At 42.6% G+C, this 22,067-nt stretch carries 21 protein-coding genes; all 21 read right to left on the reverse strand.

The genetic code is table 11. From position 1 onward, the window contains the following. Positions 1–5: 5 nt before the first annotated feature. The gene (locus ES017_RS00135; RefSeq protein ID WP_171334592.1) at positions 6–1,079 is read right to left on the reverse strand and encodes a BMP family lipoprotein; all 1,074 of its coding nucleotides are present in this window, start codon (positions 1,077–1,079) and stop codon (positions 6–8) included. Positions 1,080–1,194: 115 nt separating this feature from the next. After that, complete coding sequence (locus tag ES017_RS00140) at positions 1,195–1,920, reverse strand: GntR family transcriptional regulator (protein WP_009362538.1); 726 nt, start codon at positions 1,918–1,920, stop codon at positions 1,195–1,197. 202 nt (positions 1,921–2,122) lie between these two features. After that, positions 2,123–4,357 (reverse strand): DNA translocase FtsK, encoded by a 2,235-nt coding sequence (locus ES017_RS00145; protein ID WP_171334593.1) that lies wholly within the window; start codon positions 4,355–4,357, stop codon positions 2,123–2,125. A 67-nt stretch (positions 4,358–4,424) separates the two neighbouring features. Further along, positions 4,425–4,649: a YlzJ-like family protein gene (locus ES017_RS00150; RefSeq protein ID WP_171334594.1), complete on the reverse strand. Its 225-nt coding sequence runs from the start codon at positions 4,647–4,649 to the stop codon at positions 4,425–4,427. Further along, positions 4,646–5,359 (reverse strand): ClpP family protease, encoded by a 714-nt coding sequence (locus tag ES017_RS00155; RefSeq protein ID WP_035063372.1) that lies wholly within the window; start codon positions 5,357–5,359, stop codon positions 4,646–4,648. The genes ES017_RS00150 and ES017_RS00155 overlap by 4 nt, the downstream gene beginning before the upstream one ends. A gap of 110 nt (positions 5,360–5,469) precedes the next feature. Then, positions 5,470–7,137 carry a ribonuclease J gene (locus ES017_RS00160; protein ID WP_042533911.1) on the reverse strand — a complete coding sequence of 556 codons (1,668 nt, stop codon included), beginning with the start codon at positions 7,135–7,137 and terminating at the stop codon, positions 5,470–5,472. A gap of 97 nt (positions 7,138–7,234) precedes the next feature. After that, positions 7,235–8,104 carry a 4-hydroxy-tetrahydrodipicolinate synthase gene (gene dapA, locus ES017_RS00165; protein WP_085788896.1) on the reverse strand — a complete coding sequence of 290 codons (870 nt, stop codon included), beginning with the start codon at positions 8,102–8,104 and terminating at the stop codon, positions 7,235–7,237. Between the two features lie 12 nt (positions 8,105–8,116). Beyond that, a complete protein-coding gene (dapG, locus tag ES017_RS00170; protein WP_021095418.1) occupies positions 8,117–9,346 on the reverse strand; it encodes an aspartate kinase in 1,230 nt (409 codons plus the stop codon). A gap of 22 nt (positions 9,347–9,368) precedes the next feature. After that, positions 9,369–10,418: an aspartate-semialdehyde dehydrogenase gene (gene asd, locus ES017_RS00175; protein WP_042533909.1), complete on the reverse strand. Its 1,050-nt coding sequence runs from the start codon at positions 10,416–10,418 to the stop codon at positions 9,369–9,371. Positions 10,419–10,523: 105 nt separating this feature from the next. After that, the gene (dpaB, locus tag ES017_RS00180) at positions 10,524–11,117 is read right to left on the reverse strand and encodes a dipicolinate synthase subunit B (protein WP_042533907.1); all 594 of its coding nucleotides are present in this window, start codon (positions 11,115–11,117) and stop codon (positions 10,524–10,526) included. Then, entirely contained in the window at positions 11,114–12,016 is a 903-nt protein-coding gene (gene dpaA, locus ES017_RS00185) for a dipicolinic acid synthetase subunit A (protein ID WP_223249792.1), read from the reverse strand. The genes dpaB and dpaA overlap by 4 nt, the downstream gene beginning before the upstream one ends. A 115-nt stretch (positions 12,017–12,131) precedes the next feature. After that, positions 12,132–12,368 (reverse strand): YlmC/YmxH family sporulation protein, encoded by a 237-nt coding sequence (locus tag ES017_RS00190; protein ID WP_042533903.1) that lies wholly within the window; start codon positions 12,366–12,368, stop codon positions 12,132–12,134. 59 nt (positions 12,369–12,427) lie between these two features. Then, the gene (locus ES017_RS00195) at positions 12,428–13,669 is read right to left on the reverse strand and encodes a M16 family metallopeptidase (RefSeq protein ID WP_171334595.1); all 1,242 of its coding nucleotides are present in this window, start codon (positions 13,667–13,669) and stop codon (positions 12,428–12,430) included. Continuing rightward, positions 13,662–14,624 carry a polysaccharide deacetylase family protein gene (locus ES017_RS00200; RefSeq protein ID WP_021094170.1) on the reverse strand — a complete coding sequence of 321 codons (963 nt, stop codon included), beginning with the start codon at positions 14,622–14,624 and terminating at the stop codon, positions 13,662–13,664. Before ES017_RS00200 ends, ES017_RS00195 begins: the two co-directional genes overlap by 8 nt. Positions 14,625–14,744: 120 nt before the next feature. Then, positions 14,745–16,853, reverse strand: coding sequence for a polyribonucleotide nucleotidyltransferase (pnp, locus tag ES017_RS00205; RefSeq protein WP_042533899.1), 2,109 nt, complete (start codon positions 16,851–16,853; stop codon positions 14,745–14,747). Between the two features lie 109 nt (positions 16,854–16,962). After that, positions 16,963–17,232, reverse strand: coding sequence for a 30S ribosomal protein S15 (rpsO, locus tag ES017_RS00210; protein WP_003394805.1), 270 nt, complete (start codon positions 17,230–17,232; stop codon positions 16,963–16,965). An 82-nt stretch (positions 17,233–17,314) separates the two neighbouring features. Then, entirely contained in the window at positions 17,315–18,286 is a 972-nt protein-coding gene (gene ribF, locus ES017_RS00215) for a bifunctional riboflavin kinase/FAD synthetase (protein ID WP_021094172.1), read from the reverse strand. Between the two features lie 9 nt (positions 18,287–18,295). Beyond that, positions 18,296–19,192 carry a tRNA pseudouridine(55) synthase TruB gene (gene truB, locus ES017_RS00220; RefSeq protein ID WP_035062977.1) on the reverse strand — a complete coding sequence of 299 codons (897 nt, stop codon included), beginning with the start codon at positions 19,190–19,192 and terminating at the stop codon, positions 18,296–18,298. Positions 19,193–19,239: 47 nt separating this feature from the next. After that, on the reverse strand, positions 19,240–19,599 hold the full coding sequence (gene rbfA, locus ES017_RS00225) for a 30S ribosome-binding factor RbfA (protein ID WP_003394813.1): 360 nt from the start codon (positions 19,597–19,599) through the stop codon (positions 19,240–19,242). Between the two features lie 14 nt (positions 19,600–19,613). Next, on the reverse strand, positions 19,614–19,892 hold the full coding sequence (locus ES017_RS00230) for a DUF503 domain-containing protein (RefSeq protein WP_003394815.1): 279 nt from the start codon (positions 19,890–19,892) through the stop codon (positions 19,614–19,616). Next, entirely contained in the window at positions 19,889–22,060 is a 2,172-nt protein-coding gene (infB, locus tag ES017_RS00235; RefSeq protein WP_021094174.1) for a translation initiation factor IF-2, read from the reverse strand. The genes ES017_RS00230 and infB overlap by 4 nt, the downstream gene beginning before the upstream one ends. Positions 22,061–22,067 lie beyond the last annotated feature (7 nt).

Genomic DNA, 22,067 nt, shown 5'->3' on the forward strand with positions numbered 1-22,067 from the left:
TTTATTTATTTCAACTCAGCGCGAGTTGTAGGTACTTTCACTTCACCGTTAATAATTTTTTGTTTCCACTCATCCACTTGTTTCAATACGTCTTCAGGGACGTTGTTTTTCGATGTCGGCGCAATGCCTACACCATCTTCTTTTAAGCCGTACTCAACTGCTTGACCGCCAGGGAAGTTGCCGTTTTTCGTTTTTGTCGCTAAGTCGTATACCGCAACGTCAACACGTTTTACCATGGATGTTAATGTTACGCTTTTATCTGTTCCAGGCACTTTTCCTTCTTCGTATTGGTCGCGGTCAACACCGATGACCCAAATTTCTTTGTTCGGATCTTGTTTTTTCAAGTCGATCGCTTCAGAAAATACACCGTTTCCTGTCGCACCAGCTGCATGATAAATCACGTCAATACCAGAAGCGTACATGCTTGAAGCAATGGCTTTTCCTTTATCCGCTTTATCAAACGCACCTGCATATTGCACTTCAACTGTCGCATTTGGGTTTACCGCTTTTACCCCTGCAATGAAGCCGCTTTCGAATTTTTCAATTAACGGAATTTCCATACCGCCAACGAAACCGATTTTGTTCGTTTTTGTCATTAAACCAGCGACAACACCGACAAGGAATGAACCTTCATGCTCTTTAAATGTAATGCTTGCGACATTCGGTTTTTCAACAACGCTGTCGACGATCGCAAACTTATTGTCTGGTTTTTGGTCCGCAATTTCTGTAATGGCATCTGTCATTAAGAAACCGATACCGTAGATGAGGTCAAAGTCGTTACGTACAAGTTTATTTAAGTTTGTTGCGTAATCCGCATCGCTTTGTGACTGTAAATAGTCATAGCCACCTTTTCCTTTTTTCAATCCGTTTTCTTCACCGAATTTTTGTAATCCTTCCCATGCTGATTGGTTGAACGACTTATCGTCAATTCCACCAACGTCCGTAACCATCGCTACGCTAAATTCAGACGCTTTTCCTTCTTCTTTTTTCGGCTCTTCTTTCGCCTGTCCGCAGCCGCCAAGAAGCATGCCGGCAGTCAATAATAAAGACATCGATAATCCAAAACGCTTTTTCCTCATCAATCATTACCCCCTTAAATTAAAGTATGGATTAGTAAAAAAGTGAAATGTGAGATGTATACATATCCTTCTCCCGCCCATGTCACCTCCTTAACAGGATAAGCGCTTGAATAAGCTACACGCGTTTTCTTAACACGTGGAAACTAAACTTATCTGATTTGAAGTAGTCGATCGAATATAAAATCGGCTCGTCGTTTTCGTCAAAATGCATTTGCTTTAAAACTAAAAGCGCTGTTTCCGGCTCGCATTGTAAAATCGGTGACACTTTTTCGTGATAGCCGAGCGGTTCAATGTGTGTAACAGCATAGGCGATATACCGATTCGCTTCATTATGTAATATTTCTAATAATGACTCATTTTCATAAGCAATTCCTTTAGGTAAATATTTACAAGGCACTTTATCAATACAATATACGACCGGTTCGTTATTCGCTGTTCGCACCCGCTCAACAACGAGTAAATCTTCCTCTTTATGACATTGAAAGCGCTTTATATCATCTTCAGTCGGTTTCTGAATGGAAGAAGATAAAAAAATCGTCCCTGGTTTACGCCCCGCTTGGCGAATCATCTCCGTCACGCTACTTAGTTGTTCAATACCTGAAGTGAACATCGGGCGAGAGCTAACGAACGTCCCGACACCGTGGCGGCGGATGATGACATTTTCTTCTTCTAATACTCGTAATGCTTCCCGCAATGTCGCTCGGCTTACTCCTAATTGTTTTGCCAATTCAAACTCAGAAGGGAGTTTTTCTTTTTCCTTATATACCCCTTGTTCAATATCTTTTTTAATACGATCAATCACTTGTAAATATAAGTGTCGATGATCAGATTTAACAGACATTCACCATCCCCCACCTTAGATATCAGACATCTGATGTTAGACAAATTTCTTACTAATAATATAACATTTTTTCGTTCATAAATAAATAGCGAATAAAAAAAATGTCGAAAAAAGTCGTATGAAATCATATGTAAGCGATTTTAATAATATATCATTATTATGCCCCATTTATACAAAAAAGAGGCTTGTTTTTCAGCCTCTTTCATGACGTTTTTGCTTGATCGTTTGACGATACAAGCACAGCGCGCGGTTTACTTCCTTCATAAGGTCCGACAATGCCGCGAGCTTCCATCGCATCAATTAAACGTGCCGCTCGGTTGTAGCCGATACGAAATCGCCGCTGCAACATCGAAACAGATGCGCTTTGCATATCAATGACGAGCTGAACCGCTTCATCAAACAACTCATCATCAAACGCTTCTGTCGGCTCATCATCTTGCGCGATCATCGTTTCTTCGTATTGTGCTTTTTGCTGTGAAATGACATATTGTACGACATTTTCTACTTCTTGATCGGACACAAAAGCTCCTTGGACACGAACAGGTTTAGACGCACCGACAGGTAAAAAGAGCATATCACCGCGCCCAAGCAATTTTTCAGCTCCACCCATGTCTAAAATCGTTCGCGAGTCCGTCTGTGATGATACACTAAATGCGATGCGAGACGGGATGTTTGCTTTAATGACGCCCGTAATGACATCAACAGATGGACGCTGCGTGGCAATAATTAAATGAATGCCTGCTGCGCGGGCCATTTGGGCAAGGCGAGTGATAGAATCTTCTACATCGCTTGAAGCAACCATCATTAAATCGGCTAGTTCGTCAACGATGACGACAATGTAAGGTAAAAGCGGTTGCTTGACTTCTGCTGTTTCATTATGACGCTCGATATATTCGTTATATCCTTCAATATTGCGCGTGCCCGTATGTGAAAAGAGCTCATATCGCCGTTCCATTTCGCTCACTACTTTTTTTAATGCTTGGGACGCTTTTTTCGGATCAGTTACGACCGGGGAAAGCAAATGCGGAATGCCATTATATACACTTAGCTCAACCATTTTCGGATCAATCATCATCATTTTCACTTCATGCGGTTTCGTGCGCATAAGCAAGCTAACGATAATGGCGTTAATGCATACACTTTTCCCGCTTCCCGTCGCACCAGCAACAAGTAAATGAGGCATTTTATTTAGTTCAGCAAGCACCGCTTGTCCCGATATATCGCGCCCAAGTCCGATTAACAGTTTCGCCTCTCGTTTATCGGCTTCTTTCGCTTCTAATACTTCGCGTAAAGAAACCATCGCAATTTCTTCATTTGGCACTTCAATGCCGATCGCTGATTTTCCGGGAATCGGTGCTTCAATGCGAATGTCTTTTGCGGCGAGAGCAAGCGCTAAATCGTCACTTAAACTAACGATTTTACTTACTTTCACACCGACATCTGGATATACTTCGTATCTTGTGACAGCTGGACCGATATGCACTTTCGTTACCTTTGCCTTTACACCGAAGCTTTGAAACGTTTTTTCAAGCTTGCGGGCATTTTCATAAATACTTTCTTTTTCCCGCGATTGATCAACTGCCTTCGGAGGAGAAAGCAAATCAATGGGCGGCAACGCATAATCTGTTTCATGCGTTTGCGTAAATACGATCGGCTTTTCTTCTTCCGCTGCTTCATTAAAATTAGAAATGACAGGACCTTCGCTTTCTTTTTCCTCCGCTTCATCTTCCTCTTTTTCTTCGAATGCCGTCACCACTTCAATGTGTGGCTGAGGTTGCTTTTCTTTTTTCGGACGACTCAAAAACGAACGAACATCTGAAAGAACTGCTTTCGTTTGCGTCCGCATAAATGAAATGAACCATTCAATCCCTTTTCCAGCAGTATCACGTAACGTTTTTCCTGTCAAAAGCAACACGCCAAGTATCATCAACAGCGAAGCAATCCATTTTGTTCCTAATTGATCAAATAAATAATAGCTAATTGTGTACAATAAAGCGCCAAGCATACCTCCGCCTAAATCAGAAAAAGACCCGTTTTCCCCACGCACATCTTTCCAAAATAACTCCCATGTCGTCTGAATAATGCTCGGATTTACTAATTTTCCATTCCGCGATAAAATGTTGAACAACGTTTCGTGACTAAATAGTAATAATGAAAGAATGATTAAATACAATCCGACGAGCACGCGTTGAAAAAACGGAGGCCACGCTCGCTTCCAAATGATGTACAACGACGTCATAAGCGCTCCTAACAACGCAACAATGTACCACTCCCCTAAAAAAAAGCGCGTAGTAAAAACGAGTGAACGTCCGACAGCGCCGACATTTGCCATCGCAATGACCGTGCATGCTAACATCGTTAAACCGATGAGTTCGAAACGCAATGTTTTTTTCCATTGTTCTTGTTTGTTTGTGCGACGTTTATTTTTCTTTCCCATATTTCGCCCACTCCAACATATAAGATGAAAAAGCAGCCAACAGGAGAAGCGTGGCTGCTTGTTCTTATTATACCATAAATTGTAGCGATGTCGCACAAAGTTTTGTGCCCGGCTCATACGTTAAATAATGCTGTGGATCGCTGCTTAGCACCCGCACAATTTCATACTCATTCGTTTCTGTTTGTTGCACAAGTAAAGACACCCCGTTATATTGGACCGTGCGTTGTTTTTTATACTCCGCCTCATTCGTTTGAAAAACGATAAATTCCGGAACGATCGTATGTAAAATCATTGTAACATCGCCCCTTGTTGCTTAGAATGATCAATGAATTCCCGCAATTTGCGCATCGCTTGCGATAGCCCTCCGACCTCGTCAATTAAACCGTACTTTACCGCATCTGTTCCCACCACATTCGTTCCGATATCGCGTGTTAAATTTCCTTTAGAAAACATGAGTTCTTTAAATTTTTCTTCACTAATATTTGAATGTTTCACAACAAAATTGACAACGCGCTCTTGCATTTTATCTAAATACTCAAACGTTTGCGGGACACCGATGACAAGACCCGTCAAACGAATCGGGTGAATCGTCATCGTCGCCGTTTCTGCGATAAACGAATAGTCGCACGATACCGCAATTGGCACTCCGATCGAATGTCCTCCACCAAGCACAATAGAAACAGTCGGCTTGGACATCGATGCTAACATTTCTGCAATGGCTAGCCCCGCCTCAACATCTCCTCCAACTGTATTCAATACGACAAGCAATCCTTCAATATTCGGATTTTGTTCGATTGCTACAATTTGCGGAATAATGTGTTCATATTTTGTCGTTTTGTTTTGCGGTGGTAATTGAATATGTCCTTCAATTTGTCCGACAATCGTTAAACAATGGACCGTTGAATCGGAAGAAAGCTGCGGGACATTTGTTTGACCGAGCTGAACAATGTTTTCTGCCGGAGATGGTTTTGTTTCCTCTTGAGGTACATCTCGTTCTTCCATCATAATCCCCTTTCTGTTACATGATGTCGTTAGTATACGTGAACATCGTCTTGTTCATACAAAAAACACCTGCGAAATGCAGGTGTTTTCTTGACTTTGAGCATGTTGTTTTACACTTCCATAATAATTGGTAAAATCATTGGTTTTCGTTTTGTTTTCTCAAATAAATATTGGCTCAATGCGTCACGAATGTTTGTTTTTAATGAAGACCATTCAACAACATAATCTTCCATACTTTTTTCAACAATTTCTTTTACAATTTTAACAGATTCTTCAAAAAGTGTTTCTGATTCACGCACGTATACAAAACCGCGAGAAATCATTTCCGGACCGGCAACAACGCGCTTATCTTGTTTACTTAATGTAACAACAACAATCATAATTCCGTCTTGTGAAAGTAAGCGGCGATCGCGCAACACGATATTTCCTACATCGCCAACACCTAATCCGTCAATTAAAATTTGACCGCTCGGCACTTTTCCACCAAAACGGGCGTGACCGTTACGGAACTCAATCACTTCTCCTTTTTCAATTAAGAAGATTGCATCTTGGCGAATGCCGACCGCTTGGGCAATTTTCCCATGCGCCTTTTGCATGCGAAATTCTCCATGTACCGGAATAAAATATTTTGGCTTCATGAAATTAATCATTAACTTTAATTCTTCTTGGTATCCGTGTCCAGACACATGCACTTGACGTTGACCGTACACGACATTCGCTCCTGCACGGTATAACGCATCAATCGTTCGAGCAATAAACAATTCATGTCCCGGCATTGGAGAAGAAGCGACAATCACTGTGTCTCCTTCTTTAATATTGATGTATTTGTGCGCCTGTTTCGCCATGCGTGCAAGCGCCGCCATTGGTTCTCCTTGGTTGCCTGTCGTTAAAATGACTAAATCGCGATCATTGTAGCGACCTACTTCGTTCATCGGAATGATCATATTTTCATCAAATTTCAAATACCCTAGACGCACGGCAATATCAATCACTTTATGCATATGACGGCTCATAATAACGACTTTTCGTCTATGATCGCGTGCAGCATTTAACACTTGTTGAATGCGCGTAATGTTTGATGCAAAGCAAGCAACGATAATGCGTCCATCTGCATTGTAAATGACATCGGAAATTTCTTGTCCAACAACCGCTTCAGAACCCGTATATCCCGGTTTTTCCGCATTCGTGCTATCGGATAGTAAGCAAAGCACGCCTTGCGCTCCGATTTGTGCCATTTTACCAAAATCAGTACGACATATGCCAACAGGCGTTTGATCAAATTTAAAATCACTCGTATATACAATGGCACCTTGTGACGTATGAATGCTTACACCGAGACAATCTGGAATGCTATGGTTTGTTTGAAAAAACGATACGACCGCCTTATCAAATACAATTTCACTATTCGCGTTTATTTCGATGCGCTTTGCTTTCGATGTAATCCCTTGCTCTTTTAATTTTTCTTCCACGAGCGCAAGCGTCAATTTTGCTCCGTACACAGGTACAGTAATTTTTCGTAACACATACGCAATTGCTCCAATATGATCGTCATGGCCGTGCGTTAAAAAAATGCCGCGAATGCGCTCTTGTTGCTCCACTAAATACGTAATATCAGGAATGACCATATCAATGCCGAACATTTCGTCCTCTGGAAACATGAGTCCCGCATCTAAGACAAAAATGTCTTCGTCCACCTCGACGACATACATATTTTTTCCTACCTCTCCCACGCCGCCGAGGGCAAATACACGAATTTTCTCTGCTTGTTTCATCTTCAAAGCCTCCTACAGTCAAACAAACTCACCCGCTCAAAGTCACTTACATCCATTATAACTGATTCAACAATAAAAAAGAAAGGGATGAATTCCCTTTCTTTTAACCTTGTAACACATGCATGAGCTGCAAACGTTCTTGCTCAGTTAGTGGCACAAGCGGAAGACGGACGGAACCGACATCTAACCCTTTCATCTGTAAAGCCGTTTTTACTGGGACAGGGCTTGGGGCGGCAAATAATGCTTTCATGATCGGCAATAGACGCTGATGCAACTTTGCTGCTTCCTTATTGTCTCCGCGCATAAAGGCTTGAATCATTTCTTTCATTTCGTTTCCGATAATGTGCGAGGCGACGGAAACGACACCGCTTCCTCCAATAGCTAATACAGGAAGTGTCAATCCGTCATCTCCGCTATACAACATAAAATCGTCACGCGTTTTTGCGATAATTTCTGTCATCGCATCTAAGTTGCCGCTTGCATCTTTCACAGCGACAACGTTCGGAATTTGTGACAAACGCACAATCGTTTCAACAGAAATATTTACAACCGCCCGTCCCGGAATGTTATACACCATCACAGGCAACGACGTACTCTCTGCAATGGCTTTATAATGTTGATAAATTCCTTCTTGATTTGGCTTATTGTAATAAGGTGCGACGATCATAACTGCATCGACACCTATTTCTTCTGCCTTTTTCGTCAATTCAATCGATGCGCGGGTATTATTGCTTCCCGTTCCAGCAATGACTGGTACACGTCCGTCAACGACTTCGACCACGTGGCGAAAAAGCGCCAATTTTTCTTCCGTCGTTAACGTCGGAGATTCTCCAGTCGTTCCAGCGACAACAAGAGAATCCGTGCCGTTTTCAATTAAATAATTCACTAATTGCGTCGTTTTCGCAAAATCGATATTCCCTTTATTGTCAAAAGGGGTGACCATCGCTGTGGCAATTTGACCAAATTGAACCACAATTTTTCACTCCTAACTAAAGTCGTATTGTTTCTGTTCTGCAAGTTGAAACGCATCATGCAATGCATTGACCGCTTCTTTTAAATGTTCTTCCTTCACTAGCACCCAAATCGTTGTATGGCTATCAGCTGATTGCAAAATTTGAATGCCGCGTTCCGATAATGCTGTAACAATTTTTGCTGTCACACCCGGAACACCTGCGATCCCTGCACCAACAGTCGACACTTTTGCGCAGCCGCGCGTGACGATTGGCTCATAACCGAGCTTTTGTAGCGTAGCAATCGCTCGATCCGCCATGTCGCTCGATACGGTATATACGACACCATTTGGCGAAATGTTAATGAAGTCGACACTAATTCCTTCATTCGCCATCGCCTTAAATACTTCCGCTTGTAAATCGTAATGTCCCTCTTTTGCTGGCACTTTAATTTGTGTAATATTTGAAACATGGGCAATTCCTGTCACTAACCGCTCTTTTACATCGCTTCCTTTTTTCGCAATCGATGTGACAAGCGTCCCTGGCGCATCGGAATACGTAGAGCGAATGCGGAGTGGGACTTTTGCTTGCATCGCAATCTCGACTGCACGTGGATGGATCACTTTCGCTCCTTGATACGCCATATTGCAAATTTCTGTATATGTCACGACATCAAGCGGTCGCGCGTTTTCTACAATGCGCGGGTCTGCAGTCATCACGCCTTCCACATCGGTAAAAATGTCGATCCATTCCGCACCGAGTGCGGCACCAAGTGCAGCCGCAGACGTGTCGCTTCCTCCGCGTCCAATTGTTGTCACATCTCCGTTTTCAGCAACGCCTTGAAAACCTGCGACAACGACAACATCGTGCTCTTTTAAGGCACGCAACAAACGCTCGCAACGCATATCAATAATTTTCGCGTTCGTATGGTCGTTGTTCGTACGAAAGCCTGCTTGCCCTCCGGTAAAGGCTGTCGCTTTTACCCCACACTTATTTAACATGTTTGTAAACACGACACTTGAAATGATTTCGCCACACGCCATCAATAAATCTTTTTCACGGTTTGTCACATGCGCATTCGCCCCATCAATGAGGCTAAGGAGCGTATCCGTTGCATACGGATCTCCTTTTCGCCCCATGGCTGAAACGACGACAACCACTTTATAACCGTCTTGCAGCGCTTTTTCAATATGTTTGCGCGCTAAATTTCGGCCGTGTTCATCACGAACGGACGTGCCGCCAAACTTTTGAACGATTATTTTCAACGTCAACACCTCGATGATGATTTTACGCTTTTACAAGCCCTAATTTTAAAAGACTTTCAGCGATTTGAACAGAGTTCCACGCCGCGCCCTTTAACAAGTTATCAGAAACGATCCATAAATGGAACCCTTTGTCGCAATTTAAATCTTTACGAATACGACCGACAAATACGTCGTTTTGTCCCGTTGCATATAGCGGCATCGGATACAACTGTTCACTTGGGTCGTCTTGCAATACAACGCCAGGCGCTTCTTTTAATAATGCTTTCAACTCATCAACCGTTACGCCCTCTTGTTCAATTTCAATATACACAGATTCGGAATGTCCCGTCATGACTGGAATGCGCACGCACGTTGCTGCTACTTCTAACTCAGGCATATGCATAATTTTTTTCGTTTCATTAATCATTTTCATTTCTTCAAATGTAAATCCGTTATCTTGAAACTTATCAATTTGTGGAATGGCGTTAAATGCGATCGGATAATGTTTACGATCCGATTTAACCGGTAAAATTTCCGGTGTGACTTCCTCACCATTCAACATGTTTGCTGTTTGTGTTTTTAACTCTTCTACCGCTTGCGCTCCTGCTCCTGACACCGCTTGGTATGTTGAGACGATGACCCGCTTTAATCCGAACGCTTGGCGAATCGGTTCAAGCGCAACGACCATTTGAATCGTTGAGCAGTTTGGATTTGCGATAATTCCGTTATGCCAATGTAAATCGGCTTCATTCACTTCAGGAACAACGAGCGGCACGTTTTCGTCCATACGAAACGCGCTCGTATTATCAACAACGATCGCTCCACGTTTCACCGCTTCCGGAGCAAGCTGTTTAGATACTGCTCCCCCTGCGCTAAATAGCGCGATATGCACCCCTTCAAAGCTTTCTGGCTTTGCTGCTTGCACTTCAATTTCTTCACCTTTAAACATCACTTTTTTCCCAGCTGAACGTTCCGATGAAAGTAAAGATAGTTTAGCAATTGGGAAATTTCTTTTTTCTAACGTTTGAATCATTTGTTGTCCGACAGCTCCCGTTGCACCGACAACTGCGACATGCAATCCTTTTTGCTCCATTTCTCCTTCTCCTTCCAACTCATAGACAATTTTAATATCATTTATTTTAGCACATTCATTCATAAAGGAGAGACGTTTTTTATAAATTTTCTTTCAACTGTTTATTTATGAACGGCGATATTCGACGATGACCGGTTGAATTTGCCGACCTTCTAGCGCGGCTTCTACCGTATCAAGCAACAATGGCATATGAGCGACCATCGAATTTGGCTTTTTAAACGGGTCGTCTTGACCGAACGGAATAAAGTAAATATTTTTTGCCGCCATTAATCGCATTAAATTCACGCCATTTAAACCGAGCGCGTCGTTTGTCGAAATGCCGACAACAACCGGACGATGATTGCGCATCGTCGCTTTCGCTGCCATTAATACCGGGGAATCTGTCATCGCATTCGCTAATTTGCTCATTGAATTTCCTGTTAACGGGGCAATAACCATACAATCAAGCGGCAATTTCGGTCCTAACGGCTCCGCCTTTACAATTGTATCAATGACTTGATGGCCTGTCATCTCTTCAAGCTTTTTTACCCATTCTTCCCCTTTGCCAAACCGCGTATTTGTCGATTGCACCGTATACGAAACGATCGGTATGACGTCTGCCCCTTTGGCAATTAATTTTTCAATTTCCGGCATGACCGCATCATATGTGCAATGTGAACCTGTTAAACCGAAGCCAATGCGCTTTCCTTGTACGTTCATTTTTTATTCTCCTTTCGTTTTTTCAAATCTGCAGAAAGAAGTTGCGACAATACGTTCGCGACAATTTGCCCCGCCGTTTTTGGAGCGACAATGCCAGGAAGCCCCGGCGCTAGTAATGCTTGAATGCCTCTTTTTTCAGCATATCGAAAGTCAGTGCCACCCGGTTTTGAAGCTAAATCAATAATGAGCGTGTGGGCAGGCATTTTCGCAATGACACTGGCGGTCACAATGAGATGAGGAATCGTATTAATGCAAACATCAATATCTTTCACGTGTTGTTCTAAATCGTTTAAATGAAACGGTTCTAGCGCCATCTCTGCAATACGCGCTAAATGTTCAGAGCGGCGAGCCCCTACTTTTACTCGGGCACCTAAAGCCGCAAACGTCCGCGCTACCGTCATGCCTACACGTCCTAACCCTAAAACAGCGATGCGCGATCCATGAATCGTCACATCTGTATGTTGAATCACCATCATGACCGTTCCCTCTGCGGTTGGAATCGAGTTATAAATTGCCACATCATCCCGTTCAAATAGTTGAACATGTTTTCGCCCAACCGACTTGACGACACGATCTAAATAGTCATTTGTAATTCCTGAATAAACGGTGCAGTGCGCTGGTGTTTGGCGAAGCAACTCCTCTGTAAATGTCATTTTTTCATTTGAAAACACCGTTTGAATTTCACCGTCCATGTTCGTTCCGTGGACAGGTAAAACAATGGCGTCTACATCATGGAAATCGACTTCATGAATTTTCATTTTTGTTACTCCAGCAAAGCCATGGTCTAATTGATCGAAGCCAACGAGTGACAATTTCGCGTCAAGTTCCATCAATTTCCGAATGACTTCAAGCTGCCGAGCGTCCCCACCGATGATCGCAACGTGCATTCCTGTCAGCATGAGTTCATTCACCCTCTTATACATCTAGTTTTTTGCCCATCGTTACTTTCACATCTTATGATGCCGGTCATCAAACGGTGAGCGTAAAATGAAAAAAGACACCCGCTTGAGGTGTCTAGTCATCAATATCAATTAAAATCATATCAGAGCCAATTTTTTTTACGCGGCTCCACGGTACACGTATATCTGTCCCTTCTTTCCGAAAGCCAAACCATTTTGTTGTTGGAATAAGGAGCGCTTGAATTTGCCCTGTTCGCTCATTAATTTCTAAATCGGTCTGTCCTAAAATGCCGAGCCGCTCTGCCCTTTTCATATCGACAATTTCTTTTCCGCTCAGTTCACTTAGTCGCACATGTTGCCCCCCTTTCTTTATCATTGTAGAAAACAAGGCATAAAAAAATGCCTGCAAGTTTATTGCTGCAGGCTTTTTGGCAATGTTCCTTCTGGACTGATAAGGGCAACGGAGAAGTCGTCTGTAAAAATCGTTTGCGCCATCCGATCAACGCTTTCCTTCGTCACGCGATCGATGCTTTCAATGATTTCATCAAGCGAGCGATGACGACCTAACAACAACTCATTTTTTCCGTTTCGGCTCATGCGGCTATTTGTGCTTTCTAAACTTAACATTAAGTTCCCTTTCATTTGTTCCTTGCTATTTTCTAGCTCTTTTTCAGTAATGCCATCTTGTTTTAATTGTTCGATCGTTTGTTGAATCGTATCGAATAGAAGATCGAGCTGTTGGCTTCCTGTGCCTCCGTAAATCGTTACCATTCCTCCGTCGCGATATGCAGAGTGGTAAGAGAAAATGGAATAAGCTAATCCACGTTGCTCACGTACTTCTTGGAAAAGGCGACTGCTCATGCTTCCGCCTAAAATGTTGTTTAAAATAATTAAGCTATACACATCTTCATGACCAATTGGCAATCCGTTAAATCCGATACATACGTGCGCTTGCTCTGTATCTTTTTTGCGCGCGATTTTATTTGAATAAAACGTTGGTGTGATATGCGCATCGTCACCTTTTTGTCTTGTAAATGATCCGAAATAAGCTTCTACTTGTTGAATAAACGAATCGTCAACATTACCCGCAACTGAGATGACAACTCGATCTGGCGTATACGTTTCATGCATATATTGTCGCAACGTCTCACCTGTAAATGTCGCTAACGTGTCCTCCGTTCCTAAAATCGGATAACCGAGCGGATGATTGCCATAACTTGCTTTGCTCAGTAAGTCATGAACGAGATCATCGGGTGTATCTTCATACATTTTAATTTCTTCAAATACGACATTTTTTTCTTTTTGTAATTCCTCATCTACAAACGTTGAATGGAAAAACATGTCCGCCAATATATCTAACGCAAATGATGCATGCGTATCTAATACTTTTGCGTAATAGCACGTATACTCTTTCGACGTAAACGCGTTCACTTGACCGCCGATGCGATCAAACGATTCTGCAATCTCCCGCGCTGTACGCGTCTTTGTTCCTTTGAAAAACATATGCTCAAGGAAGTGTGAAATGCCGTTATTTCGTTCGTTTTCATTGCGTGATCCTGTACCGATCCAAATTCCGATCGCCACAGATCGAACAGTTGGAATGTGCTCAAGTACAACTCTTACCCCATTTTGACATGTATATGTTTTAATCAATTCCCTTCCTCCTACTTTTTACAATTCTTTCCTCGCTTAATAATGTAGACACATTGTCAATGACATATTCTCGTTTTTGTAATGATTGAATTAACGGCTCTAACGCCTGTACCGTCGATACGGTTGGATGCATTAAAATCATCGCCCCATTATGAACTTTAGACGTTACTCGTTCCACTATAACAGACGGGGACGGTTTTTGCCAATCAATTGTATCGACCGTCCATAAAATTGTGTACATCCCGAGCTCATGAGCGATATATACGACATCGTCGCGATAGCTACCGCTTGGCGGAGCGAATAAGCGAGGTTTCACTCCCGTCGCTGCTTCAATGGCATCGTTTGTTTTGACAATTTGTTCACGAATCGCTTGTTTACTCATCATTTTTAAATCCGGGTGATTGTATGAATGATTGCCAATTTCATGACCGGCGTCTGCAATCATTTTCGCGAGTTGGGGATGTTGTTTTACCCAGCGACCTTCTAAAAAAAATGTCGCGCGAACGTTGTATTTTTCAAGAATATGTAACATGTTTGGGATATGTTCGCTTCCCCATGCGACATTAATTAAAAAAGAGACTATCGGTTTATCTGGATGTCCCCGATAAATCGGTGACGGAGGCAAATCATGCAAGTGAATGGTCGGTGATACTTGTTTGTATACAAGCTGTTGTTCGGAAAATGTTCCGTTCTGTTTCATTTGTTTATATGATGCCTCAACGTCTACTTCTAATCCGTTGTAGCCAGGAATCGCCTTCCAAACGCGATCGACTTTTGCATTTTGTGCAGGAATATTGTATTGTTTTGCCCGTTCCATAATTTGAATGTATAACGGATCGCTTTGTTTCGCTGCTGTCATATGCCGTAATTCGTGGATATACGTCGTCGTCCACGGATTTTGCACGATGATCGCCGCCATACATATGATGATAATTAAAAAGAGCGCTCGCCGCATGCTTCGTCCCCTCCTTTTCTAATAAAGAGGGTATGTGCAAGACGGACAAGGTAGAACGGGCGCAAAAAAAATTTACACACAGCAAAGAAGCCAAGGGGATGTGAACCCAAGGCTCCGTTTTTATTGCTCGGCTTCTTTTTGATCGCGCAATACCGCTTTTCGCGATAAATTTACACGGCCTTGTTTATCGATTTCCGTTACTTTCACTAAAATTTCATCGCCGATAGAAACGACATCTTCCACTTTTCCGACGCGTTCCTCCGCCAATTCTGAAATGTGTACGAGACCGTCTTTTCCGCTAAACAATTCGACAAATGCACCAAATTTTTCAATTCGTTTCACTTTTCCTAAGTACACTTGTCCAACTTCTACTTCACGAACGATATCTTCAATGATCTTTTTCGCCTTTTGATTCATATCTTCGTTTACAGATGAAATGAAGATCGTTCCGTCTTGTTCAATATCAATTTTTACGCCAGTTTCTTCAATAATTTTGTTAATTTGTTTTCCGCTCGGACCGATGACGTCACGAATTTTATCCGGATTAATTTGCATCGTTAAAATTTTCGGTGCATATTTAGATAGCTCTTTGCGCGGTTCGCTAATCGTTTGCATCATATGTTTTAAAATTTCAAGGCGACCTTTGCGCGCTTGTTGCAACGCTTCTTCTAAAATTTCACGCGATAAACCTTTAATTTTAATATCCATCTGTAAAGCAGTGACTCCTTTTTCTGTCCCCGCTACTTTAAAGTCCATATCACCGAGATGATCTTCCATGCCTTGAATATCTGTTAAAATTGTATAGTTTTCGCCGCTTTTCACAAGCCCCATCGCAATACCAGCCACTGGCGCTTTAATCGGCACACCCGCATCCATCATCGCCAATGTGCTCGCACAAATGCTCGCTTGAGATGTCGAACCGTTTGATTCTAACACTTCTGATACGAGGCGAATCGTATATGGAAACTCTTTTTCAGATGGAATAACCGGTTCAAGCGCGCGTTCGCCAAGCGCTCCGTGACCGATTTCGCGACGTCCTGGTCCGCGCATCGCTCCCGTTTCTCCGACTGAAAATGGCGGGAAGTTGTAATGATGCATAAACCGTTTTGTTTCTTCGATACCAAGTCCATCTAAAATTTGTACATCACCAAGTGCACCGAGTGTGCATACGCTAAGCGCTTGTGTTTGTCCTCGTGTAAACAAGCCTGATCCGTGCGTGCGTGGTAAAAGTCCAACCGCTGATGAAAGCGGACGAATTTCATCTACTTTTCGTCCGTCTGGACGCACTTTTTCTTCCGTAATTAAGCGACGCACTTCTTCTTTAACAAGTTTATGTAAAATTTCTTTTACTTGCTTTATTGTTTCTTCATCTGCTTCTTGTTGTTCGTACGCCGCTACAACTTCTGCTTTTAATTGTTCAATTGCTGCTTCGCGCGCTAATTTTTCAGGGACTTGAACCGCACGTTTCACTTCTCCTTCTACGCGAGCACGAATGTCCGCTTCAAGCTGGGCATCGAGTTCATACAGAACGACTTCCATCTTCTCTTTACCAACTTTTGCGGCAATGTCTTCTTGGAATGCGATAAGCCGCTTAATTTCTTCATGCCCAAACATAATCGCTTCAAGCATAACTTCTTCTGGTACTTCATTCGCCCCTGCTTCAACCATATTAATCGCATCTTTCGTTCCGGCAACGACAAGATGCATATCGCTTTGTTCCATTTGTGCGACAGACGGGTTAATCACAAATTCACCGTTCACACGGCCAACTGTTACCCCTGCGATCGGCCCTTCAAATGGGATATCAGAAATCGTTAACGCAAGCGAAGAGCCAAACATCGCCGCCATTTCTGGTGAGCAGTCTTGATCAACACTCATCACCATGCTGACAACTTGCACTTCGTTTCGGAATCCTTCAGCAAATAATGGCCGAATCGGACGGTCGATGAGACGACTAGCTAAAATAGCTTTTTCACTTGGACGCCCTTCACGTTTAATGAATCCCCCTGGAATTTTACCAACAGCGTATAAACGTTCTTCGTAATTGACTGTTAGTGGGAAAAAGTCAACGCTTTTTGGTTCTTTCGATGCTGTCGCTGTACTTAATACGACCGTATCACCGTATCGCACTAATACAGCGCCGTTTGCTTGTTTGGCTAATTCGCCAATTTCAACGGTCAACGGCCGACCTGCCCAGTCGATCGAAAACACATGTTTTTCTTGTTCCATATAAACCGAGTACCCCTCTCTATGTACAAATAAAAAATCATATTTGTTTTAGTATAAGCAAATATCGGCGCAAATACTAATAAAAAGCGGGAATGCTCCCGCTTTTTACTTATCGACGTAATCCGAGTTTGTTAATCAATTCACGATAACGGTTGATGTCTTTGTTACGTAAATACGTAAGTAAGTTACGACGACGACCAACCATTTTCAAAAGACCACGACGAGAATGATGGTCTTTACGATGAACACGTAAATGTTCGTTCAAGTTGTTAATTTGCTCTGTAAGGATAGCAACTTGTACTTCTGGAGAACCTGTGTCAGTTTCGTGAATTTTGAACTGGTTGATGATCTCGTTTTTACGCTCTTGTGTTAATGCCATCCTTGTTCACCTCCTCTTTTTTCAACCCCAGTTACCAAGCAAACGGCGGTGACTCGTTTTGCCCAGCAATGGTTAACATACATTAAATAGAATACATGTTTTTCCGATAAAATGCAAGGGGATTTTGAAAATATTCACGCGCCGCTTGAGCATCACGATGAATTTGTTCAACGAGCTCGTCAACGGAAGAAAATGCTCGTTCATCACGCAATCGTTTATGCCATTGAATACGTACATGTGCACCGTAAATGTCTGATGAAAAGTCAAACAAATGCACTTCGATCGACGGATCTTTTTGTTGTTGGGCGTGGAATGTCGGCTTATACCCGACGTTGCATACTCCCGTCCACGTGTTGTCGTCTATCGTTACCGTGACAGCATATACACCAATGCGCGGGATCATATAGTCATCGTCAAGCGCAACGTTTGCTGTTGGAAATCCGATCGTCCGTCCCCGTTTATCCCCATGAATGACTGTGCCTGTTACTTCATACCATCTTCCGAGTAAATGAGGTAACTGTTCAACGTCCCCTTCAGCTAATCGCTGCCGAATATATGTGGAGCTAATTTTTTCTTCCCCAAACGTCTGTTTTGGAATGACCGTTTGCGTAAATTGTTCACGAGAATGAAACGGCAATGTTTCCATCGTCCCTTTTCCTAAGCGGCCGTACGTAAAATCAAAGCCTGCCACGACATGCTTTACACCGAGTCCAATGATGTATTCGTCAACAAATTGTTGCGGCAACAAATAAGCAAATTCAGGCGTAAATTCAACAACGTATAAATAATCAACGCCAAGTTTTGCAATTTGTTTTTCTTTTTCTTTTAATGGTGTAATAAATCGAACATGTTGTTGTGAGCGTCCGAGCACGACCGACGGATGCGGATGGAACGTCATGACCGCGCTTTTGTATCCATATTGATCAGCGATTTGTTTTGCCGTTTGAATGACTTTTTGATGTCCAAGATGAACGCCGTCAAAATAACCGAGCGCCATAACAAGTGGTTCATCATTTTTTTTGTTGAACGGATGGGACAGCCAAATGGTTTTCATCGTTTTCACCTACAATACTTTTAAAGGTTTCATATAGCTTTGCTTTGTCGGATGAGGCATATAAATCGCTAACGCTTCACCTTGTTCATTAACCATTAACAGACGCTCTGGCATAGAGGATAGAATAGGCAAAAGCGCTCCATGGTTTACTTTTTCCTCTTCTTCCTTACTCATGACATACGCCGGGAAATGAACTAACGCTCGTTCAATCGGTAAAAGTAACGTATGCGCTGTACCAGATGCGACATGCTGTTCGATATCAGCAAACGACACGCATTGATCGAGCGTAAACGGTCCTGACGCTGTGCGAACAAGATATGACATGTGCGCCGGATACCCAAGTCGCTCGCCGATTTGAACAGCGAGTGTACGCACGTATGTCCCTTTGCTACATGTCACACGAAAACGAAACGATATCCTTTCACCTGTAAATACTTGTCTATCATCAAGAAGGAGCAGTTCAAAAATGTGGACGTTTCGTTTCGGCCGTTCCACGTCAATACCTGCGCGTGCATACTCATATAGTTTTTTTCCATTTACTTTTACTGCGGAATACATCGGTGGAACTTGTTCAATGTCCCCCGTCAGATTAGCAAATACTCGCTCAATGTCATGTCGGAAAATCGGCTGTTCGATCGGTTTTACTGAAACGATGTCACCTGATGCATCTTCTGTTGTCGTCGCTATGCCTAACGTCACTTCCCCTTCATAAGTTTTTCTCTCCGCTGTTAATAGTTCAACGATTTTTGTTGCTTTGCCGATGCAAATGGGCAATACACCACTTACGTCAGGATCAAGCGTTCCTGTATGACCAACTTTTTTCGTTTGGAATAACTTACGAATGCGCATGACGCAGTCGTGTGACGTCATGCCTGCAGGTTTATGTAACAATAACACTCCGTCCATCGCTTCACCTCTAAAATAGCGGAAATGGATAGACGCACGTCTATCCATTATTCTTCTTTATGTTCTTTTTCTTCGGAAATTTGTTTAATTAAACTTTCAATTCGTTGACCGTAATCGATCGTTTCATCAATTTCAAAGTAAATTTCCGGCGTCTTGCGCAAACGAATACGCTGACCGATTTCTGAACGGATAAAGCCCGTTGCTTTCGCTAACCCTTTTAGCGTATTTTTCTTTTGTTCTTCGTCACCAAGAACAGAAATATACACTTTTGCTTGTTGTAAATCACCCGTTACACGAACATCTGTTACGGTAACGAAACCGATGCGTGGGTCTTTTAGTTTGCGTCCGATAATATCGCTTAATTCTTTTTTCATTTGTTCGCCTACACGTGTGGCTCGCAAACTCATTGTCATCACCTCGATTAAAACCACTCGAATGTTGTAACCGTTCGTTCGATTTCTGGAAACGAATCGATAAATTGTAACGCCCGATGTAGCTCTTGTTCCGTCGCCGTTCGCTCGGCTGTAATCGCTACAATCCCTAGCTTCGTTCGTTGCCATACGTTTTGATAATCTACTTCGGCTACTGATATATTATATTTTTGTTTAAGCCGTGTGACAACGCGTTGCAACACGGCTCTTTTTTCTTTCAATGATTGGACGTCGTAAATGATGCATTCACATTCGACGTATCCGATCATTTGCGCTCCACTTCTTGCATCATATATGCTTCAATGACGTCGCCTTCTTTAATGTCATTAAAGTTTTTAATCGTGATCCCACACTCGTACCCTTGTGCGACTTCTTTTACATCGTCTTTGTAACGTTTTAACGTATCAATTTGTCCTTCGTAAACGACGATGCCTTGACGAATGAGACGGACGCTACTATCGCGCGTAATTTTTCCATCTGTCACATAGCATCCTGCAATTGTACCGACTTTTGATACTTTAAATGTTTGACGCACTTCCGCTTGACCGATCACTTTTTCTTCGTACTCTGGATCAAGCATCCCTTTCATCGCTGCTTCAATTTCTTCAATCACTTTGTAAATGATGCGATGGAGACGAATATCGACCTTTTCTGCTTCCGCGACACGTTTTGCGTTCGCATCTGGACGAACGTTAAAGCCGATGACAATCGCATTTGATGCGGATGCAAGCATAATGTCGTATTCCGTCACGGCACCAACACCGGAGTGAATAATTTTCACGCGCACTCCTTCGACTTCGATTTTTTGTAATGCCGCAACGAGCGCTTCTACGGAACCTTGTACGTCCGCTTTGACAATAATATTTAATTCTTTCATTTCGCCTTGCTTAATTTTTTCAAACAAGTCGTCTAGGCTAACGCGCGCTTTTACGCTTCGTTGTTGCACGATTTGCTTTTGTGCGCGAGCTTCGCCAATTTGACGTGCTTTTTTCTCGTCTTCAAACACCATGAAACGATCGCCTGCTTGCGGCACTTCGTTTAATCCAGTAATTTCAACTGGCGTCGATGGTCCCGCTTCTTTTACACGGCGCCCAAGGTCATTCGTCATCGCCCGTACGCGTCCGTACGTATAACCGACAACGATCGGATCACCAACGCGCAACGTACCTGATTGAACAAGGAGAGTTGCCACCGGACCGCGACCTTTATCGAGCTTCGCTTCAATGACCGTTCCTGTCGCACGACGGTTTGGATTTGCTTTTAACTCTTCCATTTCGCTCACAAGCAAAATCATTTCAAGCAAATTGTCAATCCCTTCGCCTGTTAACGCAGATAGTTTACAATAAATTGTATCGCCGCCCCATTCTTCTGGAACGAGCTCATATTCCATTAGCTCTTGCATGACGCGATCTGGATTCGCTGTTGGCTTATCGATTTTATTGACCGCAACAATAATTGGAACCTTTGCCGCTTTCGCATGGTTAATCGCTTCAACCGTTTGCGGCATCACTCCGTCATCTGCTGCGACAACGAGAATGACGATATCTGTCACTTGCGCACCGCGTGCACGCATCGTTGTAAACGCTTCGTGACCAGGTGTATCTAAAAATGTGATTTTTTTGCCGTTTACAACAACTTGATACGCACCGATATGCTGTGTAATACCGCCAGCTTCTTGTTCCGTTACTTTCGTATGGCGAATTGAGTCAAGCAACGTCGTTTTTCCGTGGTCGACGTGTCCCATAATCGTCACAACAGGCGGACGTTCAACTAAATCTTCTGGATGATCAACAATTTCGATCGTCTCAAATTCTGTTTCGTCAATCGTCACTTTTTCTTCTACTTCTACGCCGTAGTCAGAGCAAATGAGCTCGATCGCATCTTTGTCCAAATCTTTGTTAATTGTTGCAATGATGCCGAGCATAAATAGCTTTTTAATAATTTCAGAAGGCTCCTTCCCTAATTTTTTTGCTAACTCTGCGACCGTTAAAGAACCTTCAAATGTAATTTTTTTCGGAAGCTCTTTTTCTTTTTTCTTTTGCACTTCTTGTTGTGGAGCTTGCTGAGGTTTTTGTTTTTTATTTTTTTTGTTATTGAAAATTTTCTTTTCTTTTTGTTGAATTTGCAAGTCGTGTTTTTTCCCTTCGCGATTTTTTACTACTGCTTTTTTGATCGGCACTTTCGTTTGAATGACTTCATCCTCATCTTCTTCAAACTGTTCTAAAACAGGTTTTTTCACAGGTACCGTCTTTTCTTCTTTTTTCGTTTCTTGTTTTTGTTCTTTTTTGAACGAACGATCTAGCTTTTCGACAACATCCGCTTCAATCATCGTCATATGGTTCGATACGTCGATGTTCATTTCTTTTAATTTATGGATGACATCTTTACTTGACACGTTATGTTTTTTGGCATATTCATATACACGCATTTTTGACATACATTCA

The sequence above is a fragment of the Anoxybacillus sp. EFIL genome (assembly GCF_013096955.1).
Lineage (GTDB): Bacteria > Bacillota > Bacilli > Bacillales > Anoxybacillaceae > Anoxybacillus > Anoxybacillus ayderensis.